At 68.9% G+C, this 24021-nt stretch carries 21 protein-coding genes; 16 read left to right on the forward strand and 5 right to left on the reverse strand.

The features are described 5' to 3' along the window. The 5 genes from ACFSNB_RS16510 to ACFSNB_RS16530 all read left to right on the forward strand — a co-directional run. A partial coding sequence (locus tag ACFSNB_RS16510) for a hybrid sensor histidine kinase/response regulator (protein WP_377318563.1) occupies window positions 1-2136 on the forward strand: 2136 nt, incomplete at its 5' end. Then, window positions 2133-2621 carry a chemotaxis protein CheW gene (locus ACFSNB_RS16515; RefSeq protein ID WP_377318565.1) on the forward strand — a complete coding sequence of 163 codons (489 nt, stop codon included), beginning with the start codon at window positions 2133-2135 and terminating at the stop codon, window positions 2619-2621. The genes ACFSNB_RS16510 and ACFSNB_RS16515, both read left to right, overlap by 4 nt. Window positions 2622-2717: 96 nt before the next feature. Beyond that, on the forward strand, window positions 2718-3083 hold the full coding sequence (locus tag ACFSNB_RS16520) for a response regulator (RefSeq protein WP_377318567.1): 366 nt from the start codon (window positions 2718-2720) through the stop codon (window positions 3081-3083). A gap of 20 nt (window positions 3084-3103) precedes the next feature. Continuing rightward, window positions 3104-4291, forward strand: a complete 1188-nt coding sequence (locus ACFSNB_RS16525) for a protein-glutamate methylesterase/protein-glutamine glutaminase (RefSeq protein WP_377318569.1) — start codon at window positions 3104-3106, stop codon at window positions 4289-4291. A gap of 4 nt (window positions 4292-4295) precedes the next feature. Then, a complete protein-coding gene (locus ACFSNB_RS16530) occupies window positions 4296-5111 on the forward strand; it encodes a CheR family methyltransferase (protein ID WP_377318571.1) in 816 nt (271 codons plus the stop codon). A gap of 82 nt (window positions 5112-5193) precedes the next feature. Here ACFSNB_RS16530 and argJ read toward each other — a convergent pair whose 3' ends face one another. Then, window positions 5194-6423 carry a bifunctional glutamate N-acetyltransferase/amino-acid acetyltransferase ArgJ gene (gene argJ, locus ACFSNB_RS16535; protein ID WP_377318573.1) on the reverse strand — a complete coding sequence of 410 codons (1230 nt, stop codon included), beginning with the start codon at window positions 6421-6423 and terminating at the stop codon, window positions 5194-5196. A gap of 189 nt (window positions 6424-6612) precedes the next feature. On the opposite strand from argJ, the gene rfbC reads away from it, so the two are divergent. Further along, on the forward strand, window positions 6613-7158 hold the full coding sequence (rfbC, locus tag ACFSNB_RS16540) for a dTDP-4-dehydrorhamnose 3,5-epimerase (RefSeq protein ID WP_377318575.1): 546 nt from the start codon (window positions 6613-6615) through the stop codon (window positions 7156-7158). 135 nt (window positions 7159-7293) lie between these two features. On the opposite strand, the gene ACFSNB_RS16545 is transcribed toward rfbC, so the two are convergent. The 4 genes from ACFSNB_RS16545 to metX form a co-directional block, all read right to left on the reverse strand. Beyond that, window positions 7294-8256, reverse strand: coding sequence for a glycosyltransferase family 2 protein (locus ACFSNB_RS16545; RefSeq protein ID WP_377318577.1), 963 nt, complete (start codon window positions 8254-8256; stop codon window positions 7294-7296). A 137-nt stretch (window positions 8257-8393) separates the two neighbouring features. Beyond that, window positions 8394-8774, reverse strand: a complete 381-nt coding sequence (locus tag ACFSNB_RS16550; RefSeq protein WP_377318579.1) for a cobalamin biosynthesis protein — start codon at window positions 8772-8774, stop codon at window positions 8394-8396. Then, window positions 8774-9409: a methionine biosynthesis protein MetW gene (metW, locus tag ACFSNB_RS16555; RefSeq protein WP_377318581.1), complete on the reverse strand. Its 636-nt coding sequence runs from the start codon at window positions 9407-9409 to the stop codon at window positions 8774-8776. Before metW ends, ACFSNB_RS16550 begins: the two co-directional genes overlap by 1 nt. Further along, window positions 9409-10593, reverse strand: coding sequence for a homoserine O-acetyltransferase MetX (gene metX / locus ACFSNB_RS16560; protein ID WP_377318601.1), 1185 nt, complete (start codon window positions 10591-10593; stop codon window positions 9409-9411). Before metX ends, metW begins: the two co-directional genes overlap by 1 nt. Before the next feature lie 146 nt (window positions 10594-10739). Here metX and ACFSNB_RS16565 point away from each other — a divergent pair, with 146 nt between their 5' ends. The 10 genes from ACFSNB_RS16565 to ACFSNB_RS16610 form a co-directional block, all read left to right on the forward strand. After that, the gene (locus ACFSNB_RS16565; protein ID WP_377318583.1) at window positions 10740-11627 is read left to right on the forward strand and encodes a chorismate mutase; all 888 of its coding nucleotides are present in this window, start codon (window positions 10740-10742) and stop codon (window positions 11625-11627) included. 98 nt (window positions 11628-11725) lie between these two features. After that, window positions 11726-12799: a histidinol-phosphate transaminase gene (gene hisC, locus ACFSNB_RS16570; protein WP_377318603.1), complete on the forward strand. Its 1074-nt coding sequence runs from the start codon at window positions 11726-11728 to the stop codon at window positions 12797-12799. Beyond that, window positions 12796-13683 (forward strand): prephenate/arogenate dehydrogenase family protein, encoded by an 888-nt coding sequence (locus ACFSNB_RS16575; protein ID WP_377318585.1) that lies wholly within the window; start codon window positions 12796-12798, stop codon window positions 13681-13683. The genes hisC and ACFSNB_RS16575 overlap by 4 nt, the downstream gene beginning before the upstream one ends. Window positions 13684-13818: 135 nt before the next feature. Continuing rightward, window positions 13819-15975 carry an NAD-dependent DNA ligase LigA gene (gene ligA / locus ACFSNB_RS16580; protein WP_377318587.1) on the forward strand — a complete coding sequence of 719 codons (2157 nt, stop codon included), beginning with the start codon at window positions 13819-13821 and terminating at the stop codon, window positions 15973-15975. Next, window positions 15972-17120: a cell division protein ZapE gene (gene zapE / locus ACFSNB_RS16585; RefSeq protein WP_377318589.1), complete on the forward strand. Its 1149-nt coding sequence runs from the start codon at window positions 15972-15974 to the stop codon at window positions 17118-17120. Before ligA ends, zapE begins: the two co-directional genes overlap by 4 nt. Window positions 17121-17393: 273 nt before the next feature. Continuing rightward, the gene (gene mdh, locus ACFSNB_RS16590; RefSeq protein ID WP_377318591.1) at window positions 17394-18353 is read left to right on the forward strand and encodes a malate dehydrogenase; all 960 of its coding nucleotides are present in this window, start codon (window positions 17394-17396) and stop codon (window positions 18351-18353) included. A gap of 129 nt (window positions 18354-18482) precedes the next feature. Then, the gene (sucC, locus tag ACFSNB_RS16595) at window positions 18483-19679 is read left to right on the forward strand and encodes an ADP-forming succinate--CoA ligase subunit beta (RefSeq protein ID WP_377318593.1); all 1197 of its coding nucleotides are present in this window, start codon (window positions 18483-18485) and stop codon (window positions 19677-19679) included. A gap of 2 nt (window positions 19680-19681) precedes the next feature. After that, a complete protein-coding gene (sucD, locus tag ACFSNB_RS16600; RefSeq protein WP_377318595.1) occupies window positions 19682-20557 on the forward strand; it encodes a succinate--CoA ligase subunit alpha in 876 nt (291 codons plus the stop codon). 146 nt (window positions 20558-20703) lie between these two features. Further along, the gene (locus tag ACFSNB_RS16605; protein ID WP_377318597.1) at window positions 20704-23661 is read left to right on the forward strand and encodes a 2-oxoglutarate dehydrogenase E1 component; all 2958 of its coding nucleotides are present in this window, start codon (window positions 20704-20706) and stop codon (window positions 23659-23661) included. Window positions 23662-23691: 30 nt separating this feature from the next. Continuing rightward, window positions 23692-24021: biotin/lipoyl-containing protein (locus tag ACFSNB_RS16610; RefSeq protein ID WP_377318599.1), on the forward strand; the 330-nt coding region annotated here is incomplete at its 3' end.

Here is a 24021-nt window from a genome sequence, read left to right on the forward strand (position 1 = left end):
CCGGCCCCGACCGCCGCCGCGCCTGCCGCCGCGGCCCCGCCCGCCGGGGCGGTCGCCGTCGGCGAGGCCAAGGAATCCGCCGTCGCCGCCCAGACCATCCGGGTCAATGTCGATCTGCTCGAAAACCTGATGACCCTGGTGTCCGAGCTGGTGCTGACCCGCAATCAGCTGTTGCAGATGGTCCGCGGCAAGGACGACAGCGAATTCGCCACCCCGTTGCAGCGTCTGTCGCACATCACCACCGACCTTCAGGAAGGGGTGATGAAGACGCGGATGCAGCCGATCGGCAATGCCTGGGCCAAGCTGCCGCGCATCGTCCGCGACCTCGCGGTCGAAATGAACAAGAAGATCGATCTCCAGATGCTGGGCGCCGAGACCGAACTCGACCGTCAGGTGCTGGAGCTGATCAAGGATCCGCTGACCCACATGGTCCGCAACTCCGCCGACCACGGGCTGGAAGGGCCGGAGGAGCGCAAGAAGGTCGGCAAGTCCGAGGTCGGCAAGATCGTGCTGAACGCCTTCCACGAAGGCGGCCACATCATCATCGAGATTTCCGACGACGGGCGCGGCCTCAATCTCGACCGGATCAAGCAGAAGGCGATCGCCAACGGGCTCGCGACCGAGTCCGAACTGGAGACGATGACGCCGCAGCAGATCTACCAGTACATCTTCCGCGCCGGCTTCTCGACCGCCGAGAAGGTCACCAGCGTTTCCGGCCGTGGCGTCGGCATGGACGTGGTCCGCACCAACATCGAGCGGATCGGCGGCACGGTTGAACTGAAGAGCCAGCCCGGCAAGGGCTCGACCTTCGTCATCAAGATCCCGCTGACCCTGGCGATCGTCTCCGCCCTGATCGTCGAATGCGCCACCGAGCGTTTCGCGATCCCGCAGATCAGCGTGCTCGAACTGGTGCGGGTCACCGCCAATTCCGAGCACGGCATCGAGATGATCAACAACGCGCCGGTGCTGCGCCTGCGCGACCGCCTGCTGCCGCTGGTGTCGCTGAAGCGGCTGCTCTGCCTCGCCGACGACACCGAGGAACGCCAGGAAACCTTCATCGTCGTCACCCAGGTCGGCACCTACACCTTCGGCATCATCGTCGACCGGGTGTTCGACACCGAGGAAATCGTGGTCAAGCCGGTGGCGCCGATCCTGCGCAACATCACCATGTTCTCCGGCAACACCATCCTCGGTGACGGCTCGGTGATCATGATCCTCGATCCCAACGGCATCGCCGGCGGCGCCACCGGCGAAACCGGGATGATGGCCGGGGCCCAGGCGGCCGAGGCCCAGTTGCCGCGCGAGGCGCATGGCGACTCGAAGACCTCGCTGCTGGTGTTCCGCGCCAGTGGCGACGATCTCAAGGCGGTGCCGCTGGCCCTGGTCGCCCGGCTCGAGGAGATCGACGTCAAGGAGATCGAGCACAGCCACGGCAAGCCGATGGTGCAGTATCGCGGCCAGCTGATGCCGCTGGTGGCGATCGACTCGACCACCAATTTCCGCGAGGACGGCCGCCAGCCGGTGCTGGTGTTCTCCGACCGCGAGCACACCATGGGGCTGGTGGTCGACGAGATCGTCGACATCGTCGAGGACCGCCTCAAGGTCGAGCTGTCGGCCGGGTCGCCCGGCATCGTCGGCACGGCGGTGATCGCCGGCAAGGCCACCACCATCATCGATGCCGGCTATTACCTACCGCAGGCCTTCGGCGACTGGTTCGGCCGCAACGACAAGGAATTCGGCGCGGGCGAGGTCCATTCGCCCCGGATCCTGCTGGTCGACGACTCGCCCTTCTTCCGCAACCTGCTGACCCCGCTGTTGTCGGTGGCCGGCTACGAGGTGATCGCGGTCGAGGGGGCCGACCGGGCCCTGGCGCTGCGCGAGCAGGGCAACGAGTTCGATGCCATCATCAGCGACATCGAAATGCCGGGCATGAACGGGTTCGAATTCGCCGACGCGGTGCGGTCCGACCCGCGTTGGGCCCAGGTGCCGCTGGTGGCGCTGTCATCGCACGCCACCGAAAAGGATTTCGAGCGGGGACGCGAGGTCGGGTTCAACGATTACATCGCGAAATTCGATCGTGACGCCCTGTTGCAGTCCCTGGCCTCGACCATCGCCGCTGCCAGAGGTGCCGCATGAACCAGCAGATAGTCCCCGTCGGCAAACGCCCGTCCCAGGATCTCGTCGCCCCCGAGACCCAGGATTTCGTCACCATGTTCATCGAGGGCCAGCTGTTCGGCATCCCGGTGCTGACGGTGCAGGACGTGCTGGGGCCGCAGAAGATCACCCGCATCCCGCTCGCCCCGCGCGAGATCGCCGGCAGCCTCAACCTGCGCGGCCGCATCGTCACCGCGATCGACGTCCGTCTCCGTCTCGGCCTGCCCCGGCGGGCCGAGGACAAGAAGGGGATGAGCGTGGTGGTCGACATGGGCGGCGAGCTTTATTCGCTGATGGTCGATTCGGTCGGCGAGGTACTGTCGCTGCCCGCCGCCAAGTTCGAACGTAACCCTCCGACCCTCGACATGCATTGGCGCGAATTCTCGATCGGCATCTACCGGCTCGAGGACAAGTTGCTGGTGGTGCTCGATGTCGGCAAGCTGCTGGACTTTACCCGCAACGAATAGGCCGGCAGCACCGGCCCGGACCGAGCGCACGGACGATCCTCCCGGCGCCAATGTCTCCGGGTCGCTTCGTGGTCGCCAGCGGAGGGAACCTTGGGCATGAAGTCCTGTTTGATCGTCGATGATTCCAAGGTCATCCGCATGGTGGCCCGGAAGATTCTTCAGGAGCTCCAGTTCACCACCGAGGAAGCCGAGGACGGTCTGGCGGCGCTGGAGGCCTGCAAGCGGGCGATGCCCGATGCGGTGCTGCTCGACTGGAACATGCCGGTGATGAACGGGATCGATTTTCTGCGCGAAATGCGGAAGCTGCCGGGGGGCAACCATCCGGTGGTGGTGTTCTGCACCACCGAAAACGACATCGAGCATATCCAGGAAGCGATCACCGCCGGGGCCAACGAATACATCATGAAGCCGTTCGACAGCGAGATTCTTCAGGCGAAGTTCTCCCAGGTCGGCTTGCTGTAGGCCCCCGGATTCCAGCGCCGATGCCGCCAGCCCCCCCCAACGCCCCCGCCGTCGCCGATCCGATCCGACTGATGCTGGTCGATGATTCGGCGGTGGTGCGCGGACTCGTCACCCGCATCCTCGAATCCGAACGCGACATCGAGATCGTCGCCTCGGTCGGCAACGGCCAGATGGCCCTCAACACCCTCGAACGGGTGGCGGTCGATGTGGTGCTGCTCGACATCGAGATGCCGGTGATGGACGGCCTGACCGCCCTGCCCAAGCTGCTGAAGGCCGATCCCGGCCTGCGCATCATCATGCAATCGACCCTGACCCTGAAGGGGGCGGACGTGTCGATGCGGGCGATGGAAGCCGGCGCCGCCGATTACATCCCGAAGCCGAGCGCCACCCGCGAACTGGCCGGCGGCGCCGATTTCCGCACCGAGCTGCTGGCCAAGATCCGCGCCCTCGGCCAGGCCCGCCGCCGCGATCCCAAGCGCCCGCCGCGCGCCGCCGCCCCGGCCGCCGCGCCGGTGGCCCGTCCCGCCGGCACGGCGACGGCGGCGTCGGCCGCCGCCCTGTCCCGGCCCGGTCTCGCCCCCCATCCGGCCCCGGCGCTGACGCTGCGCCCCGTCCCCGGTCCGACCGAATCGTTCGACGTGATCGCGATCGGGTCCTCGACCGGCGGGCCGCAGGCGCTGTTCACCCTGCTCGGGACGATGCGGGCCGGCACGGTGGCGCAGCCGATCCTGATCACCCAGCACATGCCGGCGACCTTCACCACCATTCTGGCCGAACATGTCTCCCGCCTGTCGGGCTGGGAGGCGCGCGAGGGCCAGGATGGCGAGCCGGTGCGCTCGGGCCGGGTTTACATCGCGCCCGGCGATTTCCATATGGTGGTCGAGACCAAAGGCTCGGAGAAGCTGATCCGTCTCAACAAGAACCCGCCGGAGAATTTCTGCCGTCCCTCGGTCGATCCGATGCTGCGCAGCCTTGCCGCCGCCTATGGCCGCCGCGTGCTGACCTGCATCCTGACCGGCATGGGGTCGGACGGGCTCAAGGGCGGGCAGGCGGTGGTGGCCTGTGGCGGCACGGTGATCGCCCAGGACGAGGCGACGTCGGTGGTGTGGGGGATGCCTGGGGCGGTGGCTACCGCCGGGGTCTGTTCCGCGGTGCTGCCGTTGCCGGACATCGCGCCCTGGATCATCAAACAGGCGACGAGGCGCTAGAGCGATGCGGCCCGATGAATTCGATTACGTCGCCAAGATCCTCAAGGACCGCTCGGGCCTGGTGATCACCCCCGACAAGTCCTACCTGCTGGAAAGCCGGCTGACCCCGGTGGCGCGGCGGCGCGGGCTCAAGGGGCTCGATGAATTGATGAGCGGGCTGCGCTCGGCCGGCGAGGACCTCCTCCGCGAAATCACGGAGGCGATGACCACCAACGAATCCTTCTTCTTCCGCGACATCAAGCCGTTCGACCAGTTCCGCGCCCTGGTGCTGCCGACCCTGCTGGAAAAGCGGGCCAGCCGCCGCTCGTTCCGGATCTGGTCGGCGGCCTGTTCCTCCGGCCAGGAAGCCTACAGTCTGGCGATGATCCTCAAGGAGGAAGGTGCCCGCCTCGCCGGCTGGAAGATCGAAATCGTCGGCACCGACATCTCGACCGAAATGCTGGAAAAGGCCAAGGCCGGGCTTTATTCCCAGTTCGAGGTCCAGCGTGGCCTGCCGATCCAGTTGCTGGTCAAGTATTTCAAGAAGACCAACGAAATGTGGCAGATCGACCCGGCGATCCGGGCGATGGTGCAGTTTCGGGAATACAATCTGCTGCACGACCTCAAGCCGCTCGGTCAGTTCGACGTGGTGTTCTGCCGCAACGTGCTGATCTATTTCGATCAGCCGACCAAGACCCGCGTGCTCGACAACATCGACAAGGTCTGCGCCGAGGATGGCTTCCTCTATCTCGGCGGCGCCGAGACCGTGCTCGGCATCTCCGACAAGTTCAAGCCGGTGCCCGAGCAGCGCGGGATCTATACCCCCACCCGCAACAAGTAGGCTGCTCGGGGCAGAGCCCCGGCCAAGGGGCGGGGCGCCCCTTGGCGATCCCCCCGGAGGGGCAAAGCCCCTCCACCCGATTTCAGGTGCGGTACGAGCCGTTGATGTCGATATAGGCGTGGGTCAGGTCGCAGGTCCACACCTGGGCCCGGCCGGCGCCGAGGCCGAGATCGACCTCGATCGCGATGTCCTGCCCCTTCATGTGGGCGGCCACCGGGGTTTCGTCGTAGCCCTCGGCCGCTTCGCCTTTTTCGGCGACCAGCACGCCGCCGATGCGGATGGTCAGGCGGTCGCGGTCGGCCTTTTGTCCGGCCTTGCCCACCGCCATCACGATCCGGCCCCAATTGGCGTCCTCGCCGGCGATCGCGGTCTTGACCAGCGGCGAATTGGCGATCGCCATCGCGATGATGTGGGCGGCCTGATCGCTGTCGGCGCCGGTGACGGCGATCGAGACGAACTTGCTGGCGCCCTCGCCATCCCGGACCACCTGATGGGCGAGGTCGCGCAGCAGGTCGAACAGCTTGGCCTTGAAATCGGCCAGACGCGGATCGGCGGCGTCGGCCACCGGCGCGTTGCCGGCCTGGGCGGTGGCGAACAGCAGCAGGGTGTCGCTGGTCGAGGTGTCGCTGTCCACCGTGATGGCGTTGAACGAGCCCTTGACCCCCTCGGACAGCAGCGCCTGCAACGCCGGGGCGGCGATGTCGGCGTCGGTGAAGACGTAGGACAGCATCGTCGCCATGTCCGGGGCGATCATCCCCGAGCCCTTGGCGATGCCGTTGATCGTCACCGTCACCCCGTCGATGCTGGCGGTGCGGGTGGCGCCCTTGGGATAGGTGTCGGTGGTCATGATCGCCCGCGCCGCCTCTTCCCAGGCGTCGCCGGCCAGCTTGGCGTGGACGGCGCCGAAGGCGGCGGTGATCTTCTCGTCGGGCAGGCGCACGCCGATGGTGCCGGTCGAGCTGACGGTGACCTCCTCGGCGGCGCAGCCGATCAGGGCGGCGGCCTGATCGACGGTGCGGCGGACCGAGGCCACCCCGGCGCTACCGGTGAAGGCGTTGGCGTTGCCGGAATTGACCACCAGCAGCCGGGCGCGGCCGCCGGCCACCGCTTTGCGGCACCACTCGACCGGGGCCGAGGCGGTCAGCGAGCGGGTGAACACCCCGGCGACCCGGCTGCCCGGGTCGAGTTCGACCAGCAGCAGGTCGGTGCGGCCGGCATAGCGGACGCCGCAGGCGTGGCTGGCGAGGCGGACGCCCTTCAGCACGGGCAAGGCGGGAAAACAGGCGGGGGCGAGCGGGGACAACGCGGTCATGATGGCGGTCTGGTCCGTTGAGGCGAACGAAAAGCCGGCGGCGCGAGCGGGCGCCGGGGGGCAAGGCGACGGTAGAACAGCCCGGCCGCGCTGGGAAGAGGCAATGCGAAACCACAGCGGGATTGACGGGCGGGCGCCCGGCGTGGTTCCTGACTGCGCTTGCGCCTGCAACCGTTGAAGGTCGCCGTCATGGATTTCACCTTCACCCCGCTCGCCATCCCCGAGGTCCTGCTGATCGAGCATCAGGTGGCGCGGGACGAGCGCGGTTTCTTCGTCGAATCCTACCGCGAGGACGCCTTTCTGCGCGCCGGCCTGCCGCGCTTCGTCCAGGACAACCATTCCCGCTCCGGCGCCCATGTCCTGCGCGGGCTGCATTACCAGACCGCGCCGATGGCGGCCGGCAAGCTGGTGCGCTGCCTCGCCGGGCGGGTGTACGACGTCGCGGTCGATCTGCGCCGCCGCTCGCCCAGTTATGGCCGCTTCGTCGCGGTCGAGCTGACCGGCGGGGATTGCCGGATGCTGTGGGTGCCGCCGGGCTTCGCCCATGGCCTGCTGACCCTCGAACCCGACACCGAGGTGGCCTATAAGGTCAGCGCCTATTATTCGCCCGCGCACGACCGCGCGCTGCGCTGGAACGATCCGGCGATCGGCATCCCCTGGCCGGTGGCCGACCCGCTGGTGTCGGCCAAGGACCGCGCCGCCCCGCTGCTGGCCGAGTCGGACCCCGGTTTCTGACGGGATCGGCCCTTTCCCTGATTGGGCTTTCGCCCAAACCCAACCGGGGCGATGCCCCGGACCCCCTTTGTTTTCAAAAAAAGGGGGAGGTCTGGGGCGCCAGCCTCCAGGCGGGGTGCGGGGCGGCAGCCCCGCTTACTCTTCCCCCGGCTCGTACAGCCGCCGGACGATGAACAGCGGCCGGCCCTTGACCTCGTCGAACACCCGGCCGAGATAGTCGCCGATGATGCCGAGGGTCAGCAATTGCATCCCGCCGAGGAACAGCACCGACACCAGGATCGATTCGTAGCCCGGCACGTCGATGCCCCAGACCAGGGTGCGGATGATCCGGACCAGGATGTAGCAGAAGGCCAGGGTCGAGATCGCCGCGCCGATCACCCCCCACACCCGCAGCGGGAAGTTCGAGAACGAGGTCAGGCCGTCGAAGGCGAAGCGCAGCAGCTTGATCGGGCTGAATTTCGAGATGCCGGCGGCGCGCTCGCCCTGATGGTAGAGGATCTCGGTCTGGCGGAAGCCGACCCAGGCGAAGATCCCCTTCATGAAGCGCGAGCGTTCCGGCATAGCGTTGATGGTCTCGACCACCCGGCGGTCCATCAGGCGGAAATCGCCGACCTCGCGCGGCAGCCGCACGTCGGACAGATGGTCGAACACCCAATAGAAGCCCCGGGCGAACAGCCGGTCCTTCAGGCTCTGGCCGGCGCGGGCGTCGCGGCGGGCGCAGACCACTTCCCAGCCCTCGCGCCATTTCTCCAGCATCGGGGCGATCGCCTCGGGCGGGTGCTGGAGGTCGGCATCCATCGGCACCACCGCCTGCCCCCGGGTGTGGGCGAGGCCGGCCGACAGGGCCTTTTCCTTGCCGAAATTGCGCGACAGATCGACGATCCTGAGCGTCGGCTCGTCGCGCTGGACCGCGCGCAGCCGGTCGAGGGTGTCGTCGCTTGAGCCGTCATTGACGCAGATCACCTCGATGCTGACGCCGAGGGCGTGCAGGGCCGGCATCAGCCGGCCGAACAGCAGCGGGACGTTTTCGCCCTCGTTGTAGCAGGGGATCACCACCGACAGCACCGGGGCGGCGGACGATTGATCTCGGTCGGCCATCTGGATCGTTGCACTCCGATCGTCTGAGGTGAGGGAAAAAATAGCGCGTCGGTGGCGGCGAGGCCAGCGCGCAGGACCAGGAAAGGGTTCCAAGGGCCCCCGGCCCTTGGCGGGCGTGGGCGGAGCCCACATCCTTGTTACTCGGCCACGGCCAGGGTGACGGCGGCGAAGGCGGCGCGGGGAATCCGCAGGATGGCGGCGGGGCCGGCGGCGGCCAGCGCGGCGGCTTCGGCGACGCCATGGCAGCCGGTCAGGGCGAACACCCGCGCCGAGGGGGTGGCGAGGCGCGGGGTTTCCTGCTCCAGCCGGGCGGCGGAAAACGCCCGCAGCGGCAGCCCCAGCCGCCCGGCGAGGGCGACCAGCGCCGGCTCGCCGGCGCGGGCCTCCAGCGTGGCGAGGCCGGCCAGCGTGGCGAGGTCGAGCCGGTGGCGGGCGGCGAAGGCGGCCAGCGCCGCGTCGAGGGTTGCGGGCGCGAGCCCCGGGCGGCAGCCGATGCCGAGCCAGGCTCGGGCCGGCATCAGCCCTCGCCCTGGTCGCGCGCCAGCACGAACAGGGCCTGATCGGCGAACAGGTTGGCGATGCCGGGGGCGCGCGGCAGCGGCACCACCCGGCCGTCGCGGTCGAGCGCGATCGCCTTGTCGACCCGTACCCGCAGCTCGGCGCACAGGTTGAGGAAGTCGCGGATGGTGCAGAAATGGATGTTGGGGGTGTCGTACCACTGATAGGCCAGGGTGTCGGTCACCGGCATGGTGCCGCGGAACAGCAGGTGGGCGCGCACCCGCCAATGGCCGAAATTGGGGAACGAGACGATGGCGCGGCGGCCGATCCGCAGCATGTTCTCCAGCACCTTGCGCGGCTCGTGGGTGGCCTGGAGGGTCTGGCTGAGGATCACGTAATCGAACGCGCCGCTGGGATAATCCTTGAGGTCGGTGTCGGCGTCGCCCTGGATCACCGACAGACCGTGCGACACCGCCGCCGACACCCCCTCCATCGACAGTTCGATCCCCCGTCCATCGACATCGCGATGGCGGCCGAGCCAGTCGAGCAGGGTGCCCTCGCCGCAGCCGACGTCGAGCACCCGGGCGCCCGGTTCGATCATCTCGGCGATCAGCTTGAGATCGACGCGCAGGGCGCCGTTGGCGATCATCATCATCACTCGGTCCGCCGCACGGGGAAGGAGGGCAGGCCGCGATGGGCGGCGGCGCCTTCGAGGAAGCCGGCCAGGGTGGCGTGGAATTCCGGTTCGTCGAGCAGGAAGGCGTCGTGGCCCTTGTCGGAGCGGATCTCGACGAAGCTGACGCTGGCCGCCACCGCGTTGAGGGCATGGACCACCGCCCGGCTTTCGGCGGTCGGGAACAGCCAGTCGCTGGTGAAGGAGATCACGCAGAACCGGGTGCGGGTGCCCCGGAAGGCGTTGGCCAGTACCCCGCCATTCTCGCCGGCGAGGTCGAAATAATCCATCGCCCGGGTGATGTAGAGATAGGAATTGGCGTCGAAGCGGTCGACGAAAGTCGAGCCCTGGTGGCGCAGATAGCTCTCGACCTGGAAATCGGCGTCGAAGCCGTAGGTGACCCGCTCGCGGTTTTGCAGGTTGCGGCCGAATTTCTGGTGCAGCGCCGGTTCCGACAGATAGGTGATGTGCGCCGCCATCCGCGCCACGGCGAGGCCGCGCTTGGGGCGCTTGCCCTGGTTCTGGTAATCGCCGTCGCACCAGTCGGGATCGGCCATGATCGCCTGCCGGCCGACCTCGTTGAAGGCGATGTTCTGGGCGGAATGGCGGGCGGCGGTGGCGATCGGGATCGCCGCGAACACCCGCTCGGGGTGGGCGTGGGCCCATTCCAGCACCTGCATCCCGCCCATCGAGCCGCCGACCACGCAGAACAGCTGGTCGATGCCGAGATGGTCGATCAGCCGGGCCTGGACCTCGACCATGTCGCCGATGGTGATCACCGGGAAGGACAGGCCCCACGGCTTGCCGGTGGCGGGATCGGTGTCGGCCGGGCCGGTGCTGCCCATGCAGCCGCCCAGCACGTTCGAGCAGATCACGAAATAGCGGTCGGTGTCGAACAGCCGGCCGGGACCGACCAGCGGGCTCCACCAGCCCGGCTTGCCGGTGATCGGATGGGGATCGGCGACGTGATGGTCGCCGGTCAAAGCGTGGCAGATCAGGATCGCGTTGGAGCGGTCGGGATTGAGCCGGCCATAGGTGCTGTAGGCGACGGTGACCTCGCCCAGTTCGGCTCCGCAATCGAGCCGGATCGGCCGGTCGCGCCCAAGCGTGACCCTGAGGTCGGCGCCGGCGGCGGGAGAGGTGGAAACGGGCTCGGCAGCGCTCATCGGATCGACGGTCCTAATCCGCATCATCGGGCGGAAATCGTTTAGCTAGGGTCGCGGCCCCCCACTGTCAACGTTTTCTTTGATTTCCGGACGCGGGGGCTCTAAACCTATCCCCCTTGAACCGGATTCCCGATCACGCCCGCACCATGCCCCAGAACAGCGTCAGCCTTGACCAGCTTCGCCGCGAAATCGATCGCATCGACGAATCGATTCACGACCTGTTGATCCAACGATCGGCCCTGGTCGAAAGGGTCGCCGTCGCCAAGGGCGACCGCGCGGTGGTGCTGCGCCCCGGCCGCGAGGCCGAGATCCTCCGCCGCCTGCTCGCCCGCCATCGCGGCCAGTTCCCCCGCATGGCGCTGGTGCGGATCTGGCGCGAGATGATCGGCGCCCTGCTGGCGATCCAGGCCCCGTTCGCGGTGGCGGTCCATGCCGAGGGCGAAGGGCGCGGCGCCAGCTTCGTCGAACTGGCCCGCAACCATTTCGGCGTGGTGGTGCCGCTCCAGATCTGTCGCACCCCCGGTCAGGTGGTGCGCGCCGTCGCCGACGGCGAGGCCTCGGCCGGGCTGGTGCCGCTGCCCCAGGCGGTCGGCAGCGACGTCGCCGAGGAGGCCGAGCCGTGGTGGACCAGCCTCGCCGCCGGGCGGGGCGAGGGGCCCCGGGTGGTGGCGCGGCTGCCGTTCGTCGCCCCGCCGCCGGCTCCCGGCGTGCCCGAGCCGCCCCAGGCGCTGGTGATCGCCTGCCGCGACCATGACGAGACCGGCGACGACCGCACCCTGATGGTGCTGGAAAGCGGCCCCGACGTCAGCCGCGACCGCCTGCGCGCCGCCGTCGCCGCCGCCGGGCTGGATTCGGCCGGGGTGCTGGCGGTCTGTCGCCACGGCGACGTCTGGCTGCATCTGATCGAGATCCTCGGCCACGTCCCCGCCGCCGATCCCCGCCTCGCCCGGCTCACCGCCACCCGCGAGCCGGTCGCCCACGTCTCGGTGGTCGGGGGCTACGCCACCCCCCTCCCGCCCGAGGCGCTCGCCTGAGGCCGCTTCTCTTCCCTCCCCCCGTCGTTTTTCTGGTTGTCGTAGTGTCTGTCTGAGGAGTATCCGCCGTGTCCGCTCCCGCGCCCCGTCCCGGCATCATGGACATCCGTCCCTATGTCGGCGGTGAATCCGCCCTCGAGGGTGTCAGCCGCGTCATCAAACTGTCCTCCAACGAGGGCGCGCTGGGGCCGAGCCCCAAGGCGATGGCGGCTCTGGCGGAGCTGGGACCGGAAAGCCACCGTTATCCCGACGGCGGCGCCACCCGGATGCGGGCGGCGCTGGCGGCGCATTACGGCCTCGATCCCGACCGCATCGTCTGCGGCGCCGGCTCGGACGAGCTGCTCGGCCTGCTGTGCCGCTCCTATGTCGGTCCGGGCGACGAGGTGCTGCAATCCGAGCACGGCTTCCTGATGTACGCGATCGCCGCCAAGGCCAGCGGCGCCACCCCGGTCAAGGCGGCCGAAATCGATCTGGTCGCCAGCGTTGACAACCTGCTGGCGGCGGTGACCCCGCGCACCAAGGTGGTGTTCCTCGCCAATCCCAACAACCCGACCGGCACCTACCTGCCGACCGCCGAGGTGGCGCGGCTGCGCGCCGGCCTGCGCGATGACATCCTGCTGGTGCTCGACGCCGCCTATGCCGAGTTCGTCACCGCCGAGGATTATTCCTGCGGCAACGAACTGGTCGATCAGGGCGACAACACCGTGGTCTGCCGCACCTTCTCGAAGATCTACGCCCTGGGCGGGCTGCGGCTGGGCTGGGCCTATTGCCCGGCCGTGATCGCCGACGTGCTCAACCGTACCCGCAACCCGTTCAACGTCAGCGCCGCCGCGCTGGCGGCGGGCGAGGCGGCGCTGGCCGACGGCGACCACTTCGCCCGGGTCAAGGCCCACAACGACGCGTGGCGCCCCTGGCTGACCGACAAGCTGGCCGGGCTCGGCCTGACCGTGGTGCCGAGCGTCACCAACTTCATCCTGGTGCGCTTCCCGCAGCAGCCGGGCAAGACCGCCGCCGATGCCGATGCCTTCCTGCGCCGGCGCGGGGTGATCGTGCGGGCGATGGCCGGCTACGGGCTGGGGGATTCGCTGCGGATCACCATCGGCACCGGCGAGGAGAACGAAGCGGTGGCCGCGGCGCTGGCCGCGTTCGTCGCCAGCGGGGCGGAGGGATGAGCCCGGAGCCGGCGTTCGAGACCGTCTGTCTGGTCGGCATCGGCCACATCTGTTCGTCGCTGGCGCTGGCCCTGCGCCGGCAGGGTCTGGCCCGGCGGCTGGTGACGTTCGAGATCGATCCCGAGGCGCGCCGCGTCGCGGTCGAGATGGGGCTGGTCGATCTGGCCAGCGCCGACCCGGCCGAGGTGATTCCCGGCGCGGATCTGGTGGTGGTCGGCGTCCCGGTCGGGGCGATGAAGAGCGTGGGGCAGACCATCGCCCCCCATCTCACCCCCGGCGCCATCGTCACCGATACCGGTTCGGTCAAGCAGGCGGTGGTGCGCGATCTCGGCCCGTCGATCCCGGCCGGGGTGCATTTCATCCCCGGCCATCCGATCGCCGGCACCGAATTCTCCGGCCCGGCCAGCGCGACCGAGGGGCTGTTCGTCGGCCGCTGGCAGATCCTGACCCCGCTGCCCGGCACCGATCCGGCCGCGCTCGACCGGCTGGCGGCGCTGTGGACCGCGATCGGCTCCAACGTCGAGGTGATGGAACCGCGTCATCACGACCGGGTGCTGGCGATCACCTCGCACCTGCCGCACCTGATCGCCTACACCATCGTCGGCACCGCCAGCGATCTCGAAGGCCATCTCCAGCACGAGGTGATCAAGTTCTCCGCCTCGGGCTTCCGTGACTTCACCCGCATCGCCGCCTCCGATCCGGTGATGTGGCGCGACATCTTCCTCAACAACCGCGAGGCGGTGCTGGAGGTGATCCAGCGCTTCACCGAGGACCTCACCGCGTTGCAGCGGGCGATCCGCTGGGGCGAGGGCGAGATCCTCCAGCAGAAATTCACCGAGACCCGGGCGATCCGCCGGGCCATCATCGATGCCCGGCAGGCCTGACCCCAGCCCCCGCGCGGGGCTGCCGCCCCGGCCCCGCCCGGAGGCTGACGCCTCCGGACCTCCTCTTTTTTCGAAAACGAACGGGGTTCGGGGCCGGGAGCCCGCCATGATCCCCGCAACCGGATGGGCAGCGCCATGACCGGCACCGACGACAGCATCGAGTCCCTGACCCGCGAACAGGCCGAGGCCGAACTGGCCCGGCTCGCCGCCGAGATCGCCCGCCACGATCATGCCTACCATGTGCTGGCGGCGCCGTTGATCGACGATGCCGGCTATGACGCCCTGGTGCGGCGCAACGCGGCGATCGAGGCCCGCTTCCCCGATCTGGTCCGCGCCGACAGCCCGGCGCGCCGGGTCGGTGGCCGTCCGGCCGAGGGCTTCGGCAAGGTGGTCCACCGCATCCCGATGCTGTCGCTCGACAACGCCTTCTCCGAGGAGGATGTCGCCGAGTTCAGCCTGAAGGTGCGGCGGTTCCTCGGCCTCGGCGCCGAGGCGGCGCTGGCCTTCGTCGCCGAGCCGAAGATCGATGGCCTGTCGATCAATCTGCGTTACGAGGAACGGCGGCTGGTTCAGGCCGCCACCCGCGGCGACGGCGGCGAGGGCGAGGACGTCACCGCCAACCTGCTGACCCTGCCGGCCGCAATGCTGCCGCGCGTCCTGCCCGACGACGCCCCCGACTCGATCGAGATCCGGGGCGAGGTCTACATGGCCAAGGCCGATTTCCTCGATCTCAACCGCCGTCAGGCCGAGGCCGGCGACAAGCCGTTCGCCAATCCGCGCAACGCCGCCGCCGGCTCGCTGCGCCAGCTCGATCCCGCCGTCACCGCCGGGCGCCGGCTCAGCCTGTTCGTCTATGCCGTCGGCGACAGTTCCGGCGCCCTGGCCGCCAGCCACTGGGACCTGCTGGCCCGCTTCAAGGCCTGGGGCTTCCCGGTCAACCCGCTGTCGGCCCGCGCCGGCTCGGTCGCCGAGCTGCTGGCGTTCTACCACACCCTGGGCGAGCATCGCGCCGAGCTGCCCTACGACATCGACGGGGTGGTCTACAAGATCGACGCGATCGACCTGCAACAGCGGCTCGGCATGGTCAGCCGCTCGCCGCGCTGGGCGATCGCCCACAAATTCCCGGCCGAGCAGGCCACCACCCGGGTCGAGCGGATCGAGATCCAGGTCGGCCGCACCGGGGCGCTGACCCCGGTGGCGATCCTGACCCCGGTCAATGTCGGCGGCGTGGTGGTGACCCGCGCCACCCTGCACAACGAGGACGAGATCGCCCGCAAGGATGTCCGGGTCGGCGACAGCGTGATCGTCCAGCGCGCCGGCGACGTGATCCCGCAGGTGGTCGAGGTGGTGGCCGAACCGGGGGCCGAGCGCGCGCCCGCCTTCGCCTTCCCGGAGGTCTGCCCGGCCTGCGGCGCCCATGCCGAGCGGCCGGAGGGCGAGGTGATCCGCCGCTGCGTCGGCGGCCTGACCTGCCCGGCCCAGGCCAAGGAGCGGCTGCGCCATTTCGCCTCGCGCCTTGCCTTCGACATCGAGGGGCTGGGCGACAGGAACGTCGAGTTCCTGTGGGACAGGGAGCTGGTGCGCACCCCGGCCGACATCTTCCGGCTGGAGGCGCGCGAGGCCGCGTCGCTGACCCGGCTCGAGAATTGCGACGGCTGGGGCAAGCGGTCGGTCGAGAAGCTGTTCGCCGCGATTCGTGACCGCGCCACCATCGGGCTCGAACGCTTCATCTACGCGCTGGGGATCCGCCAGATCGGCGAGGCCACCGCCCGCCGCCTCGCCCGCCATTACGGCACCCTGGCGGCGTGGCGCGAGGCGATGGACCGGGTCGCCGCCGGCGAGGCCGAGGCCCGCGCCGATCTCGAGGCGATCGAGGATATCGGCCCGTCGGTGGCCGAGGATCTCGCCGCCTTCTTCGCCGAGGCCCACAACAGCGAGGCGATCGACCAGTTGCTGGCGGCGATGGCGGCCCTCGGCGGCGGGGTCGGCCCGGCCCGGGTGGTCGAGGCGGCGGATTCGCCGCTGGCCGGCCGCTCGGTGGTGTTCACCGGCACGCTGACCGCGATGACCCGGCCCGAGGCCAAGGCCCGCGCCGAGGCGATGGGGGCCAAGGTGGTCGGCCGGGTGTCGCGCAAGACCGATTTCGTGGTGGTCGGGGCCGATGCCGGCTCGAAGGCCACCGCCGCGCGCGATCTCGGCCTCGCCGTGCTGACCGAGGCGGAATGGCTGGCCCTGTGCGGGGCCGCCCCCGCCGCGCCGCCCGCCCCCGTCGCTCCCGCCCTCGACGCATGAGCGCCGGGCCGCTCTCCGTCTATCGCGCCGGAGTGGCGGCGGGGGAGATCGCCCCCGACCTCGCCCAGGAGCGTGCGGTCGAACGGTTGCAGGACTTCCATCTTGCCCTGACCGGCTATCGCCCGGCGCTGGCCGCCACCGGCTGGCTCGGCCGCTTCGGCCTGCGCCGGGGCGGCACCTGGCTGGGCGGCGGGCGCGGCCGGCCGCCGTACCAGGGGCTGTACCTGCACGGCCCGGTCGGGCGGGGCAAGTCGATGCTGATGGACCTGTTCTTTCGCACCGCCCCGGTGGCCGGCAAGCGGCGGGTCCATTTCCACGAATTCATGCGCGACATCCATCGCGAGATCCATCTCTGGCGCCAGGCCAAGACCCGGCGCGACGCCGACCCGATCCCCAAGCTGGCCCGCTCGATCGCCGCCGAGGCCTGGCTGCTGTGCCTCGACGAATTGCAGGTCACCGACATCGGCGACGCGATGATCGTCGGCCGGCTGTTCCAGGCCCTGCTCGACGAGGGGGTGGTGATGGTGATCACCTCCAACCGCGCGCCCTCCGACCTCTACAAGGACGGGCTCCAGCGCGACCGCTTCCTCCCCTTCATCGCCCTGATCGAGCAGCGGTTCGAGGTGCTGGAACTGCTGTCCGAGCGCGATTACCGTCTCGGGCGCAAGCAGGGGCTCCAGGTCTATCACTGGCCCAATGACGAGGCGGCCGAGGCGGCGCTCGACCTCGCCTTCGCCCGCCTGACCGAGGGGATGGGCGCCACCCCGCAGCAATTCGAGGTCAACGGCCATCCGGTGCGGGTGCCGCTGGCGGCGATGGGGGTGGCGCGGTTCTCGTTCGACCAGTTGTGCGGCGCGGCGCTGGGGCCGTCGGACTATCTCGCTTTGGCCGGGCGCTACCACACCCTGGTGCTGTCCGACGTGCCGGTGCTGTCGCCGGCCAATGCCGACAAGGCCCGCCGCTTCGTCACCCTGGTCGATGCCCTCTACGAACGCCGGGTGACCCTGATCTGCTCGGCGGCGGCGGCGCCGGAACGGCTCTATCCCGAGGGGGAGGGGGCGTTCGAGTTCGAACGCACCGTGTCGCGCCTGATGGAGATGCAGAGCGACGACTGGCTGGCCCGCGACGAGGCGGTCGGGGCCTAGCCCCGGGCGGTGAAGCGCGGTGCTCCACCCCACCCACAAGGGTGGGGCAAAGCCCGTCCGGGTGGGGCGGGGCAAGATGGGGAGCGCGACCGGGATCGTCAAGGCCGAGTCCCTTGGAATAAACGATATTTCCTGCCGCGGCGCGCCACGGCAATCTCCTTGCTCTCACGGCGAAAACGGGGTACCAAAGCGGACCGACGACGGATGGCGAGCCGGCGCGGCCCCCACCCGTTCGCCCCTTTATGTTGATCACGTTCGAGGGAAGTCCCCATCATGGCACGCAAGAAGATCGCTCTCGTAGGGTCCGGCAACATCGGCGGCACGCTCGCCCATCTGATCGGGCTCAAGGAACTGGGCGACGTCGTCCTGTTCGACATCGCCGAGGGGGTCCCGCAGGGGAAGGCGCTCGACATCCTCGAATCGACCCCGGTCGAAGGCGTTGACGTGCGCTATCGCGGCGCCAACGACTATGCCGAGATCAAGGGGGCCGACGTGGTGATCGTCACCGCCGGCGTGCCGCGCAAGCCGGGCATGAGCCGCGACGATCTGGTCGGCATCAACCTCAAGGTGATGAAGGCGGTCGGCGAGGGCATCAAGGCCAATTGTCCCGACGCCTTCGTGATCTGCATCACCAACCCGCTCGACGTGATGGTGTGGGCGCTCCAGCATTTCTCGGGCGTGCCGGCCAACCGCATCGTCGGCATGGCGGGCGTGCTGGATTCGGCCCGCTTCCGCACCTTCCTGGCCGAGGAATTCAACGTGTCGGTCGAGGACGTCACCGCCTTCGTGCTGGGCGGCCACGGCGACACCATGGTGCCGCTGGTGCGCTACTCGACCGTCGCCGGCATTCCGCTGCCGGATCTGGTCAAGATGGGCTGGACCACCCAGGAGAAGCTTGATGCGATCGTCCAGCGCACCCGCGACGGCGGCGCCGAGATCGTCAACCTGCTGAAGACCGGCTCGGCCTTCTACGCCCCGGCCGCGTCGGCGGTGGCGATGGCCGAATCCTACCTCAAGGACAAGAAGCGGGTGATGCCGGTGGCGACCCTGGTCAAGGGCGGCACCTACGGCCAGCCCGACGACGTGTTCGTCGGCGTGCCGGTGGTGCTGGGCGAGGGCGGTGTCGAGCGCATCGTCGAGATCAGCCTCGACCCCGCCGAGCAGGCCGCCTTCAACAAGTCGGCCGACGCGGTGCGCGGTCTGGTGAAAGTCGCCAGCGGCCTGATGGGCTGAGGGCGCGGGTCCGCCCCGGTTCCGGCCGGGGCGGGCTTGGTCTGCATTGAGTTCGGGGCAGGGGCAAGGCGCGATGACCAAACGCGTCATCCCGGGTTCCACCCGGAAGAGCGAGACAGGGAGCAACCAATGAATATCCACGAGTACCAAGCCAAGCAGTTGCTGGCCCGGTACGGCGTTCCGGTGCTGAAGGGGGGCGTGGCCTACACCCCCGCCGAGGCCGGTCAGGTCGCCAAGGAACTGGGTGGTCCGGTGTGGGTGGTGAAGTCGCAGATCCACGCCGGTGGACGCGGCAAGGGCCACTTCATCGGCGATCCGTCGGGCAAGGGCGGCGTCCGGGTGGTCAAGTCGATCGAGGAGGTCGAGACCACCGTCAACGCGATGATGGGCAAGGTGCTGGTCACCGTCCAGACCGGCCCGGCCGGTCGTGAGGTCCGCCGCGTCTATGTCGAGCAGGGCTGCGACATCAAGCGCGAGCTGTATCTCGGCATGCTGGTCGACCGCGCCTCGTCGCGCGTCACCATCATGGCCTCGACCGAGGGCGGCATGGAGATCGAGGAGGTCGCCGCCGCCCATCCCGAAAAGATCATCAAGGTCGGCATCGATCCGGTCGAGGGCTTCCAGCCCTATCACGGCCGCCAGATCGCCTTCGGCCTCGGGCTCGAGGGCAAGCAGGTCTCCAATCTGGTCAAGTTCCTGGCCGCCCTCTACAAGGCGTTCCTCGACCTCGACATGTCGATCGCCGAGATCAACCCGCTGGTGGTCACCGGCGAGGGCGAGCTGATCGCGCTCGACGCCAAGGTCAATTTCGACGACAACGCCCTGTTCCGTCACAAGGACATCGAGGAACTGCGCGACGAGTCGGAAGAGGATCCGGCCGAGCTGGAGGCCACCCGCCACTCGCTCAACTACATCAAGCTTGACGGCTCGATCGGCTGCATGGTCAACGGCGCCGGCCTCGCGATGGCGACGATGGACATCATCAAGCTGTATGGCGGCGAACCGGCCAACTTCCTCGACGTCGGCGGCGGCGCCACCAAGGAGCGCGTCACCACCGCCTTCAAGCTGATCCTGTCGGATCCCAACGTCGAAGGCATCCTGGTCAACATCTTCGGCGGCATCATGCGCTGCGACGTGATCGCCGACGGCGTGGTCGCCGCCGCGCGCGAGGTCAGCCTCAACGTGCCGCTGGTGGTCCGGCTCGAAGGGACCAACGTCGAGCTCGGCAAGAAGATCATGGCCCAGAGCGGCCTGCCCATCATCGCCGCCGACAATCTGGCGGATGCCGCCGAAAAGGTGGTCAAGGCCGTGAAGGAGGCCGCGTAATCATGGCCGTTCTCGTCAATTCCGAGACCAAGGTGATCTGCCAGGGCTTCACCGGCGCCCAGGGCACCTTCCATTCCGAACAGGCGATCGCCTACGGCACCAAGATGGTCGGCGGCGTCACCCCCGGCAAGGGCGGCAGCCGCCACCTTGACCTGCCGGTGTTCAACACCGTGGCCGAGGCCAAGCACGCCACCGGCGCCAATGCCAGCGTGATCTACGTGCCGCCGCCGTTCGCCGCCGACGCGATCCTTGAGGCGATCGACGCCGAGATCGAGCTGGTGGTCTGCATCACCGAGGGCATCCCGGTGATCGACATGCTGGCGGTCAAGCGGGCTTTGGCCGGTTCGAAGTCGCGGCTGATCGGGCCGAACTGCCCCGGCGTGATCACCCCCGGCGAGTGCAAGATCGGCATCATGCCCGGTCACATCCACCAGCGCGGCAAGGTCGGCATCGTGTCGCGGTCCGGCACCCTGACCTACGAGGCGGTGGCCCAGACCACCGCCGCCGGCCTCGGCCAGACCACCTGCATCGGCATCGGCGGTGACCCGATCAACGGCACCAACTTCGTCGATTGCCTGGAGATGTTCCTGGCCGACCCCGAGACCGAGGCGATCATCATGATCGGCGAGATCGGCGGCGACGCCGAGGTCAAGGGCGCCGAACTGCTGAAGTCGTCGAAGGTGAAGAAGCCGACCGTCGGCTTCATCGCCGGCCGTACCGCTCCGCCCGGCCGCCGCATGGGCCATGCCGGCGCGGTGATCTCGGGCGGCTGCGACACCGCCGACTTCAAGATCGAGGCCATGCGTGCGGCCGGGATCGCCGTCGCCGAATCGCCGGCGGCGCTGGGCTCGACCATGCTGACCTTGCTGAAGGGCTAAGTCTGTCGCCCCTCCCGCCGCCGTCGCGACGGCGGGAGGGGCGTTCGGGCTTTTCTTCGCCGACACCACTGGCCTGGGGGCGCCCCGGGGCGCCATCCGGCCCAAAAATGAAAGGGGCGCGGGCGTTCCCCGCGCCGAGTCCCAGGATGAGCAGGCCTTCCGAGGAGATGTCCTTTCTGACCGGCGGCAACGCCGTGTTCATTGCCGAACTCTATGCCCGTTATCTCGACGATCCGGCTTCGGTCGATCCGTCCTGGGGCCAGTTCTTCCGCGAGCTGCGCGACGATCCCGCCCAGCTTGACGGCGATTTCAAGGGCCGAGGCGCGTTGCGCCGCGATCTCAAGGTGATTGGCGCTCCCGATCCCGACGCACCGCCCCCCGCCAAGGCCAAGCCGGGCAAAGGCGAGGCGGCCAAGGCCGAGGCGGGTGTGTGCCCCGACGCGGCGGCGATCCGGCAGGCGCAGACGGATTCGATCCGCGCCCTGATGCTGATCCGCTCCTACCGCGTCCGTGGCCATCTGCTGGCCGAACTCGATCCGCTCGGCCTGACCAAGCGCGAATTCCATCCCGAACTCGATTACCGCACCTACGGCTTCACCGAGGCCGACCTCGACCGCGAGATCTTCCTCGACAACGTGCTGGGGCTGGAAAAGGCCCCCCTGCGCCAGATTCTCCAGGTGCTGCGCGACACCTATTGCGCCCATATCGGCGTCGAGTTCACCCACATCCAGGACCCCGACCAGAAGGCCTGGATCCAGAAGCGGATCGAATCGATCCACAACCGCACCGACTTCACCCCGCGCGGCAAGCAGGCGATCCTCGAACGCCTGACCGAGGCGGAAGGATTCGAACGCTTCCTTCAGCTCAAATATACCGGCACCAAGCGTTTCGGCCTTGAAGGCGGCGAGGTGCTGATCCCGGCGCTGGAGCAGATCATCAAGCGCGGCAGCCAGCTCGGGCTGGAGGACGCGGTGATCGGCATGGCCCATCGCGGCCGGCTCAACGTGCTGGCCAACTTCCTGGCCAAGCCCTATCAGGCGATCTTCTCCGAATTCCAGGGCAATGCCGCCCATCCCGAGGATGTCCAGGGCTCGGGCGACGTCAAATACCATCTCGGCACCTCGGGCGACCGCGATTTCGACGGCAAGGTGATCCACCTGTCGCTGGTGCCCAACCCGTCCCACCTCGAAGTGGTCGGGCCGGTGGTGGTCGGCAAGGTCCGCGCCAAGCAGACCCATGCCGGCGACACCGAGCATGTCCGGATCCTCGGCATCATCATCCATGGCGACGCCGCCTTCGCCGGCCAGGGGGTGGTGCCCGAGACCTTCATGCTGTCGCAGCTGGCCGGCTACTCGACCGGCGGCACCATCCACATCATCGTCAACAACCAGATCGGCTTCACCACCGCGCCGGAATATTCCCGCTCCGGCCCCTATTGCTCCGACGTCGCCAAGGGCTTCCAGGCCCCGGTGTTCCACGTCAACGGCGACGATCCCGAGGCGGTGGTCCACGTCGCCCGCATCGCCATCGAGTTCCGCCAGCACTTCAAGTCGGACGTGGTGATCGACATCCAGTGCTACCGGCGCCAGGGCCACAACGAGGCCGACGAGCCCGGCTTCACCCAGCCGCTGATGTACCGCAAGATCGGCGCCCTGCCGACCACCCGCGCCCTCTATGCCGACAAGCTGGTGGCAGAGGGGGTCTTCACCCGCGAGCAGGCCGACGGGCTGGTGGGGGAATTCCACGCCCGGCTGGAGGCCGAGTTCGCCGCCTCGAAGAGCTTCAAGGTCAACAAGGCCGACTGGCTCGAAGGCAAGTGGCAGGGCATCGTCCAGCTCGCCGACGAGGAGGAATTCCGCGAGGAAAAGACCGGGGTGCCGCTCGACCTGCTGCACGAGGTCGGCGCCGGCCTGACCCGGGTGCCGGACGGCTTCGCCCTCAACCGCAAGATCGCCCGCCAGCTCGACGCCAAGCGCGAGGCGATCGAGACCGGGCGCGGCATCGACTGGGCCACCGCCGAGGCGCTGGCGTTCGGCACCCTGCTGCTGGAGGGCAATCAGGTCCGCCTGTCCGGTCAGGATTGCGGGCGCGGCACCTTCTCGCAGCGCCATTGCCGCCTGATCGACCAGGACAGCGAGGCGCGTCACGAGCCGCTCAACCATCTCCGCCCCGAGCAGCCCCGCTTCGAGGTGATCGACAGCCCGTTGTCGGAAGAGGCGGTGCTGGCGTTTGAATACGGTTATTCCCAGGTCGAGCCCAACGCCCTGGTGATGTGGGAGGCCCAGTTCGGCGATTTCGCCAACGGCGCCCAGGTGATCATCGACCAGTTCATCAGTTCGGGCGAATCGAAGTGGCTGCGGATGTCGGGGCTGGTGCTGCTGCTGCCGCACGGCTTCGAGGGTCAGGGCCCCGAACACAGCTCGGCGCGGTGGGAGCGTTACCTCCAGCTGTCGGCCGAGGACAATTGGCAGGTCTGCAACGTCTCGACCCCGGCCAATTATTTCCACGTCCTGCGCCGCCAGCTGCGCCGCAACTACCGCAAGCCGCTGGTGCTGATGACGCCGAAATCGCTGCTGCGTCACAAGATGTGCATCTCCGACCTCGACCAGTTCCAGTCGGGCACCCGCTTCTACCGGGTGCTGCCCGAGGCGCTGCATCTGGTGCCGGACGAGAAGATCCGTCGCGTTATCCTCTGCTCGGGCAAGGTCTATTACGACCTGCTCGAGGCCCGCATCGCGCGGGGGATCGAGGACGTGGCGATCATCCGGGTCGAGCAGCTCTATCCCTGGCCGAAGGACGCGGTGAAGAAGGAACTGGCCCGCTATCCCAACGCCGAGCTGGTGTGGGTGCAGGAGGAGCCGGCCAACATGGGGCCGTGGATGTTCGTCGATCGCCGCATCGAGTTCATCTGCGAGGAATCCGACATCAAGGCCACCCGCGCGGTCTATTGCGGCCGCAAGGCGGCGGCCTCGCCGGCGACCGGGCTCTACAAGAACCACGCCGCCGAGCAGCAATGGATCGTCGAAAGCGCGCTGGCCGGCGACCTCGCCCAATTGCCGCAACCGTTCCGCCGCGCCACCAAGCTGTCGCGCCTGCACGCCTGACAAGAAACATCGTTCCAAGGGAAGCTTGCCATGTCTACCCAGATCCTGGTGCCCACGCTGGGCGAATCCGTCACCGAGGCCACCGTCGCCAAATGGTTCAAGGCGGTCGGCGAGGCCGTCAAAGCCGACGAGACCCTGGTCGAGCTTGAAACCGACAAGGTCACCGTCGAGGTGCCGGCCCCGGCCAGCGGGGTGCTGAGCGAGATCGCCGTCGCCGTCGGCGCCACCGTCGCGGTCGGCGCGGTGCTGGGGGCGATCGAGGCCGGTGCCGCCGGCACGGTCGCCGCTCCGGCCGCCGCCGCCCCGGCCCCGGCCCCCGCTCCGGCCCCGGCCGCTGCCGCCGCCCCGCCGGCGATGCCG

This window comes from Phaeospirillum tilakii, assembly GCF_042683125.1.
Lineage (GTDB): Bacteria > Pseudomonadota > Alphaproteobacteria > Rhodospirillales > Magnetospirillaceae > Phaeospirillum > Phaeospirillum tilakii.

Coding starts and splice junctions, on each gene's coding strand:
- ACFSNB_RS16550 (WP_377318579.1), bottom strand. CDS start 8,774: ATGCCGGCCCGAGCCTGGCTCGGCATCGGCTGCCGCCCGGGGCTCGCG.
- ACFSNB_RS16575 (WP_377318585.1), top strand. CDS start 12,796: ATGAGCCCGGAGCCGGCGTTCGAGACCGTCTGTCTGGTCGGCATCGGC.
- rfbC (WP_377318575.1), top strand. CDS start 6,613: ATGGATTTCACCTTCACCCCGCTCGCCATCCCCGAGGTCCTGCTGATC.
- metW (WP_377318581.1), bottom strand. CDS start 9,409: ATGATGATGATCGCCAACGGCGCCCTGCGCGTCGATCTCAAGCTGATC.
- sucC (WP_377318593.1), top strand. CDS start 18,483: ATGAATATCCACGAGTACCAAGCCAAGCAGTTGCTGGCCCGGTACGGC.
- sucD (WP_377318595.1), top strand. CDS start 19,682: ATGGCCGTTCTCGTCAATTCCGAGACCAAGGTGATCTGCCAGGGCTTC.
- zapE (WP_377318589.1), top strand. CDS start 15,972: ATGAGCGCCGGGCCGCTCTCCGTCTATCGCGCCGGAGTGGCGGCGGGG.
- ligA (WP_377318587.1), top strand. CDS start 13,819: ATGACCGGCACCGACGACAGCATCGAGTCCCTGACCCGCGAACAGGCC.
- ACFSNB_RS16525 (WP_377318569.1), top strand. CDS start 3,104: ATGCCGCCAGCCCCCCCCAACGCCCCCGCCGTCGCCGATCCGATCCGA.
- argJ (WP_377318573.1), bottom strand. CDS start 6,423: ATGACCGCGTTGTCCCCGCTCGCCCCCGCCTGTTTTCCCGCCTTGCCC.
- ACFSNB_RS16515 (WP_377318565.1), top strand. CDS start 2,133: ATGAACCAGCAGATAGTCCCCGTCGGCAAACGCCCGTCCCAGGATCTC.
- ACFSNB_RS16520 (WP_377318567.1), top strand. CDS start 2,718: ATGAAGTCCTGTTTGATCGTCGATGATTCCAAGGTCATCCGCATGGTG.
- mdh (WP_377318591.1), top strand. CDS start 17,394: ATGGCACGCAAGAAGATCGCTCTCGTAGGGTCCGGCAACATCGGCGGC.
- metX (WP_377318601.1), bottom strand. CDS start 10,593: ATGAGCGCTGCCGAGCCCGTTTCCACCTCTCCCGCCGCCGGCGCCGAC.
- ACFSNB_RS16605 (WP_377318597.1), top strand. CDS start 20,704: ATGAGCAGGCCTTCCGAGGAGATGTCCTTTCTGACCGGCGGCAACGCC.
- hisC (WP_377318603.1), top strand. CDS start 11,726: ATGGACATCCGTCCCTATGTCGGCGGTGAATCCGCCCTCGAGGGTGTC.
- ACFSNB_RS16545 (WP_377318577.1), bottom strand. CDS start 8,256: ATGGCCGACCGAGATCAATCGTCCGCCGCCCCGGTGCTGTCGGTGGTG.
- ACFSNB_RS16530 (WP_377318571.1), top strand. CDS start 4,296: ATGCGGCCCGATGAATTCGATTACGTCGCCAAGATCCTCAAGGACCGC.
- ACFSNB_RS16565 (WP_377318583.1), top strand. CDS start 10,740: ATGCCCCAGAACAGCGTCAGCCTTGACCAGCTTCGCCGCGAAATCGAT.